Origin of the sequence: Streptomyces sp. AcH 505 (assembly GCF_000818175.1) — a bacterium.
Lineage (GTDB): Bacteria > Actinomycetota > Actinomycetes > Streptomycetales > Streptomycetaceae > Streptomyces.
On the sequence record NZ_JTIY01000001.1, the window covers coordinates 3,667,073 to 3,673,993 of the forward strand.

A 6,921-nucleotide genomic window follows, 5' to 3' on the forward strand; every position below is an offset into this window, starting at 1 on the left:
CCGCCGCTGCGGCCGCGACCGTCGGGGTGCTGCTGCTGCACGACTTCGGCAGCTCACCGAGCGGACTGCGGCCGTGGGGCGAGGCGTTCGCCGCCGCAGGCATGGCGGCGAGCATCCCGCGCCTCGCCGGACACGGCACCCGCTGGACCGACCTGCACCGCACCACCTGGCAGGACTGGTACGACGGCGCCGAGCGCGCCCTGTCCGAGCTGAAGGGCGCGCACGACCAGGTGTTCGTGATGGGCCTCGGCCTCGGCGCCACCCTCGCGCTGCGCCTGGCAGAGCAGCGCGCCGGCGACATCGCCGGGGTCGTCGCCGTCAACCCCATGTTCTCGCCGCCGCAGGGGACGCCGAAGGCACTGGGCCTCATGCGGTACATCAGACGCTCCGTACCGGCGGCCGTCGGCGACATCAGGAAGCCGGGTGTGAAAGACGTGGGCTACGACAGGACGTCGCTGCGGGCCGCCCATTCGCTGGCCGCCTTCGGCGCATTGGTACGGGCCGGGCTGCGCACCGTCAAGCTGCCGGTGCTGGCCGTCACCAGCGGCGTCGACCATGTCGTCGCCGCCGCCGATCTCGCGATGCTCGTGGACGCCTTCTCGGCGGAGCAGCACCGCCATGTGGTGCTCCCGGACAGCTATCACGTCGCCACGCTGGACAACGACGCACCCACGCTGTTCAGCGAGAGCGTCGCCTTCGTCAATTCCCACGCACTAGTGAGCCGGCCGTGAAGTCGGGGGAGGAACGGGTCAGCGTCATGGAGACGACTTCAGTGACCGAGGCCGCCACACTGCCCGCGGAGCCGATACCCCCGGTGGACGGGCCGAAGAAGACGGACCCGTCCGACAAGGGGTTCTCGGGATTCCTCAAGCGCCGTTCCATGACGCTGATCGGGATCGCCTCCGTGCTGGTGTTCCTGGCGCTGTGGGAGTGGGTCAGCGACCAGGGGATCGTCAACCCGCTGTTCTGCAGCTCGCCCCACCGCATCTGGAACACCCTCTCCAACCTGGCCACCACGGGCCAGTTGTGGCCGAACCTGTCGGTCAGCCTCCAGGAGTTCGGCTGGGGCTTCCTGCTGGCGATCGTCGTGGCCATCCCGGCCGGCATCCTGATCGGCTGGTACCGGCCGGTCGAGGCGATCTTCGACCCGTTCGTGACGTTCCTGAACGCCGTGCCGCGCGTCGCGCTGCTGCCGCTGCTGATCATCTGGATCGGCATCGGCATCAACCTCAAGATCGCCGTGGTCTTCCTGGGCGCGCTGATCGCGATCCTGATCAACACGATCACCGGCATCAAGGCGCTGGACCCTCAACTGCTCACCATGGCCAAGTCGTTCGGCGCCAGCGACTTCAAGATCTTCCGGACGATCGCGCTGCCGGGCTCCGTGCCGTACATCCTCAGCGGTATCAGGTCGGGGCTCGGCCACGCGCTGACCGGCGTCGTCGTCGGTGAGCTGTACGCGTCGACCACCGGTGTCGGGCACCTGATCGCGGTCGCCGGCAACACCTTCCAGACCGACCTGGTCTTCGCGGGCGTGGTCATCATCGCCGTGCTCGGCCTGGTGTCGACCTGGATCCTCGGGCTGATCGAGCGGAGGTTCCAGTCCTGGCGGCAGCCCGCCGTCCGGTGAAGCGGTCCGCAGGAGCGCTTCGTCCCGTGCCCGCCGCCCCGGCGGGCACGATCGGTCCGACAGAGGGAGCAGGACAGATGGTCTCCACCCGTACCCCGGTCTCCAAGCCCGGCTCCGCCGAGCCGGGCGACAGCCGCGGGGTCGGCCTCAGCATCCGTGATGTCTCGGTCGAGTACACCACGGCGCGGGCCGGCACCAAGCGTGCGCTGCACGACATCAACCTCACCGTCGAGAAAGGTGAGTTCATCTGCATCGTCGGCACCAGCGGCTGCGGCAAGACGACGCTGCTCAAGGCGATCGACGGACTCGTACCGATCACCGGCGGGGTGATCGAGGTCAACGGCAAGGCCATCAAGGGCCCGGGGCACGACCGGGCGGTGGTCTTCCAGGCGCCCTCGCTGCTGCCCTGGCGCTCGGTCGAGGGGAACATCACCTACGGCCTGGAGATGCGCGGCGGTACGAAGTCCAAGGAGGCCAAGAAGACGGTGCGCGACCTGATCCGTCTCGTCGGTCTCGAAGGGTTCGAGCACTCCTTCGCCGGCGAGCTGTCGGGTGGTATGCAACAGCGGGTGAATCTGGCCCGCGCACTCGCCGTCGACCCCGAACTACTGCTGCTGGACGAGCCGTTCGCGGCGCTCGACGCGCAGACCCGCGAGGCGATGCAGACGGAACTGCTCAACATCTGGGAGCGCACGCACAAGACGGCGGCGTTCATCACGCACCAGATCGACGAGGCGGTCTATCTCGCCGACCGGGTGGTCGTCATGACCGCGCGGCCCGGCCGGATCCGCGAGACGATCGAGATCGACATCCCGCGCCCGCGCAGGCCCGAACTCCGCCGTGACCCGCAGTTCGTGGCGTACTGCGACCGGATCAGGGCCATGATCGAAGAGGAGGGGCTGTCCACCGCCCCGACGGCCGCCGTGTCGTAACCCCCGGCACGACGGCCGTCTCACCTCGCGGCTTCCCGCGATCAGTTGTGCAGCAGCATCCGGATGCGCAGTTCGGACAGGTGGTGCATGTGCTCGCTGGCCAGCTTCTCCGCCTTGGCCGCGTCGCCCTGGCTGATCGCGTCGGCCAGCGCGACATGCTCGCTGATCGACTCGGTCACCCGGCCCGGCAGTCCGAGGGTCGGGTCGGGGAACCGGCGGGCCGCGTTCTGCACCTGGGTCAGGGCGCGCTCCAGATACCGGTTGCCTGCCGCGTCCCTGATGATCGCGTGGAACTGGAAGTTCAGCTTGGACAGTTCGCGGAAGTCACCGCTCTCGCCGACCTCCTTCATCGTGGGGATCAGCGTGGAGAACTCGTCGAAGCAGCGCTGCGGGGCCCGCCGGGCCGCGAGCCGGGCGGCGAGGGCTTCGAGCGCCTCGCGCATCACATACAACTCCAGAACGTCGTCGCTGGTCATGGGCGTGACGAGGGCGCCCTGGTTGGCGTTGATGTTCACCAGGCCCTCCGAGGCGAGGATCCGGAACGCGTCGCGCACCGGCGTCCTGCTCACCTTCAACTCACGTGCCACCTCGGCCTCGCGCAGCCAGGACCCCGGCGCGAGACCGCCGTCCAAAATGGCCTCCCGCAAGGCGGCGGCGACCGTTTCGGGCATGCTGCCCCGGGCCGGTGCCTGGCCGTCGCCGGCGAGAATCAGACGCGCGAGCACGGGGTTGTGCTCACCGTCGGGTCCGGTCGAGCGAACAGTCACGGTGTTGATCCTTAGCTAGAGGGAGACGGCCGGCCGGTCGAGCCGATCAGACCATTTTAATCGTATACACGCATCGTTGCACAGCCCGCGGTGGCGGTGAGCAAGAGGTGCGTACCCCTGGCGAACCTGCCGATCTTCGCAGTCAGCTTCTACTGCAGAGGCTATCCCAGGCTCAAACTCATGTTGTATGCTAACAGCATACAATCTCGTAGTGCGCTGGAACGTGGCGCCGAGAAAGGACCGTTCGATGAAGGTATACGAGGCTCTGGCGCGCGCCTTCGCGGCCGAGGGAACCACTGCCGTCTTCGGCATGATGGGCGACGCCAACATGTACTGGATGAACGAGCTGGACAGGCTCGGCGTCCAGCTTTTCGAGGCGCGGCACGAAGGCGGTGCCTTGGCGATGGCCGACGGCTGGGGCCGTACCGACGGAGCCCCCGGCGTCGCCACCACCACATCGGGCCCGGGGGTGGCCCAGCTCGCGACGACCCTGCTCGTCGCCTCCCGGGCGCGCACCCCGCTGGTCGCCTTCGTCGGCGAGGCACCCTCGGGCGACGACTCGTACGTCCAGCGCCTTGACCAGGGCCGCTTCGCCGAGGCGTGCGAGTCCGGGTTCGTCCACCTGACCACGCCGGACAACGCGTACGAGGCGGTGCAGCAGGCGTTCTACCGCGCCAAGACCGAGTCACGGCCGATCCTGCTGAGCGCGCCGATGGACATCCAGCAGAAGCCGTTCGACGACGAGGAGGTCTACGTACCGTCGGCGGACCTGCTCAACGCCGACCCGGTCTTCCCCAACCCCGTCTCGATCGCCAAGGCGGCCGACGTGCTCGCCAACAGCGAGCGGCCCGTCCTCATCGTGGGCCGCGGCGCCCAGCGCTCCGGCGCCGGCCCGGCCATCCTGGAGCTGGCCGAGTCCACCGGCGCGATCATCTCGACCACGCTCATGGCGAAGACCTGGCTGAACGAGGACGACTTCCACGTCGGCATCTCTGGGCTGTACTCCACCAAGACGGCCATGGAGCTGTTCCAGGAGGCCGACGCGGTCATCGCCGTCGGCGCCGGGCTGAACAAGTACACGACCGAGCACGGCTATCTGTACCCGGGCGCCAAGTTCATCCACATCGACTCCAAGCCCCAGGTCGTCATGGGCGACGGCCGCTCCGCCGACGTCTACGTGCAGTCCGACGCGAAGGCCGGCATCACCGAACTCAAGCGCGTCCTCGACGAGAGAGGTGTCCGCCAGTCGGGATACCGCACCCCCGACGTCAAGGAGCGGCTGGTCACGGCGTTCGAGGACAAGCAGCACTACGACCTGGAGCCGGACACCGTCGACCCGCGTGACGTGTGCCGCATCCTGGACGAGCAGATCCCCGCCGAGGTCGGCCTGGTCATCGGCGGCGGGCAGAACATCTGCTTCTCCACGATCCTGATGACCAAGCAGCGCCGGATGATCCTGATGAACCAGCACTTCGGCTGCATCGGGCAGGGCCTGACCACCGCCATGGGCGCCATGGTCGCGACGGAGAACAAGCCCACCTTCCTGATGGAGGGCGACGCGGGCTTCATGATGCATCTGCCCGAGTTCGAGACGGCGGTGCGCTACGGGCTGCCGCTCCTCGTCGTCATCATGAACGACCAGCTGCTCGGCGCCGAGTACCACAAGGCCGTCGCGAAGGGCCTCAACGCCGACCTGGCCCGGGTCACCACGCCGAACCTGGGCGACGTCGGCCGCGCGCTCGGCGGCCGTGGCGCGCTCGTGACGAAGATCGAGGACCTGGCGCCCGCGGTCGCCGAGTACCTGGCCGACCCGGTCGCCACGATCATCGACGTACGGATATCGACGTCCGTCATCAGCATCCCGTACCGCCGCCTGCACTTCGGGCAGGACGCGTGAGCGCCGTGCCGGACGCGACGGAGTCCGGCGGACAGCCGGACCGGGCAGCGGCGGCGCGTGCCCTGTACGCGATCTCGCGCGGTGAGCTGGTCGAGGGCCGGGCACCGGCCGAACTGCTCGCCTACGAGGGGCAGCCGGTGGAGAGCGGACTGCCGCTGCAGCTCGCTGTCCTCGATCTCTGGCGCGCGGCCGGCGAGGAACAGGGCGGCTGGAAGGTCGCCTGGACCTCGCGCGGCGCACGCGACAGGGGCGGCAAGGACTTCCGGCCCTTCGGCTTCATCCTGGCCGGCCGTATCCACGCGTCGGGGGAGCGGCTGGACGCCTCGGCCATCCCGAACGGGGCCGTCGAGGCGGAGATCTGTCTGACGATCGGGGAGCACATCGGCGGTGCGGGCGTCACCCCCGAACAGGCCCGCGCCGCCGTGCGCGCGGTGGCTCCCTCGTTCGAGATCATCTCGCGCCGGCTGCCGGAGGGCGTGTCCATGCCGGTGCGGATCGGCAACGGCATGAACAACTGGGGCCTCGTGGTCGGTGAGGAGCGCAGCCCGGACAGCCTCGACCTCGACGCCCTGTCGGTCGAGCTGCGCAAGGACGGCGAGCTGCTGGGCACCGGCACGGCCGGTCCCGACGTACTCGACGACCCGTACGTGTCGCTGGCGCGGGTCTGCGCGGTCCTGCACCGGCAGGGCCTCGCGCTGGAGCCGGGGCAGCGGATCATCACCGGGTCCCTGCTGCCGGGCGAGAAGATCGGGCAGGCGAAGTCCTTCGAGGCCCGCTTCGGCGGACTGGGCAGCGTCGTCGTCGACTTCGGCTGAGCCCGTGCTGTCCCTCACCCCGGGCTGTGGCGACGGAGATCACAGCTCGGGCACGGGGCGGCGCCGTTCCGGTCCTATATAGTTGCAGTATGCACGTATTTCCGGTCCGGGACGGACCGGCGACCCCCCACGGCCCGGAGACCACTTGACCACCGCCTCACCGACCCTGCCCGTGACCACCCGCGAGGACGCCCTGGCGCCGCGCCGCGTCGAGGGGCCGAGACGCTGGTGGGACTGGGTGCTCGCCGCCGACCCTGGTCTGGGCCAGCTCCAGGCGGGATGGCGTTCGCTGGTCTCGATGGTCACCGCGCTCGCCGTCGGCTACGGCCTGGCGGCGGCCCTCGACGTGCCCGCGATGCTCGGCATGATGGTCGGCGGGATGATGGGGCTGATGAGCGCCTTCGCCGTCGCCGAGAACACGGTGCCCCGGCTGGCGCGCTCCATCATGTGGATGCCGTTCCCGTTCTCCGCGGTCCTGCCGCTCGCCGCGTGGCTGAGCCACGACAGGGGCCTGGAACTCTCCCTGATGGTGGTGGGGCTCGGCGTCACGTTCTTCCTCGCCCGGTTCGGGGCGCTGGCGCTGCTCACCGGGATGATGCTGTTCAACTCCCTGATGGTCGGCATGATGGCGGCCGTCCCCCTGAACCTCTGCGGCGAGCTGTTCGTCGTCGCCGTGGCGACAGCGGCGGCTGTCCTCGCCGCCCGGCTGCTGCTCTGCTACCCGATGCCGCGCGAGGATCTGCTCCGTACCCAGCGGGCGTTCGTCATCGAGGCGCGCCGCGTGGCGGGGTCCGCCGCCGAGGCGCTGGCCCCCGCGGCCCACCGGGCGGGGGACCGGGGCGGGGACCGGGCCGCCGGCCAGGCCGCCGCCGTGCAGAAG

The 6,921-nt window shown here is 69.6% G+C and carries 6 protein-coding genes and 1 pseudogene; 6 read left to right on the forward strand and 1 reads right to left on the reverse strand.

Annotation, left to right across the window (positions count from 1 at the left end; all coding sequences use genetic code 11):
• The 3 genes from HY68_RS16755 to HY68_RS16765 form a co-directional block, all read left to right on the forward strand.
• Nucleotides 1-731, forward strand: a 731-nt coding sequence (locus HY68_RS16755; RefSeq protein ID WP_052457111.1) for an alpha/beta fold hydrolase, incomplete at its 5' end; no start/stop codon positions are given.
• A 26-nt stretch (nt 732-757) separates the two neighbouring features.
• Nucleotides 758-1,630, forward strand: coding sequence for an ABC transporter permease (locus tag HY68_RS16760; RefSeq protein ID WP_157874358.1), 873 nt, complete (start codon nt 758-760; stop codon nt 1,628-1,630).
• A gap of 77 nt (nt 1,631-1,707) precedes the next feature.
• Entirely contained in the window at nt 1,708-2,562 is an 855-nt protein-coding gene (locus HY68_RS16765; protein ID WP_078863647.1) for an ABC transporter ATP-binding protein, read from the forward strand.
• A gap of 41 nt (nt 2,563-2,603) precedes the next feature.
• Here HY68_RS16765 and HY68_RS16770 read toward each other — a convergent pair whose 3' ends face one another.
• The gene (locus HY68_RS16770; RefSeq protein WP_052457112.1) at nt 2,604-3,329 is read right to left on the reverse strand and encodes a GntR family transcriptional regulator; all 726 of its coding nucleotides are present in this window, start codon (nt 3,327-3,329) and stop codon (nt 2,604-2,606) included.
• 247 nt (nt 3,330-3,576) lie between these two features.
• Between HY68_RS16770 and HY68_RS16775 the strand changes: the two genes are divergently transcribed.
• From HY68_RS16775 to HY68_RS16785, 3 genes and pseudogenes are all read left to right on the forward strand, one after another.
• Complete coding sequence (locus HY68_RS16775) at nt 3,577-5,226, forward strand: thiamine pyrophosphate-binding protein (protein WP_041989585.1); 1,650 nt, start codon at nt 3,577-3,579, stop codon at nt 5,224-5,226.
• Nucleotides 5,223-6,041, forward strand: a complete 819-nt coding sequence (locus HY68_RS16780; protein WP_041989587.1) for a fumarylacetoacetate hydrolase family protein — start codon at nt 5,223-5,225, stop codon at nt 6,039-6,041. Before HY68_RS16775 ends, HY68_RS16780 begins: the two co-directional genes overlap by 4 nt.
• A 145-nt stretch (nt 6,042-6,186) precedes the next feature.
• Nucleotides 6,187-6,921: pseudogene (locus HY68_RS16785) on the forward strand (FUSC family protein); the annotation flags it as partial.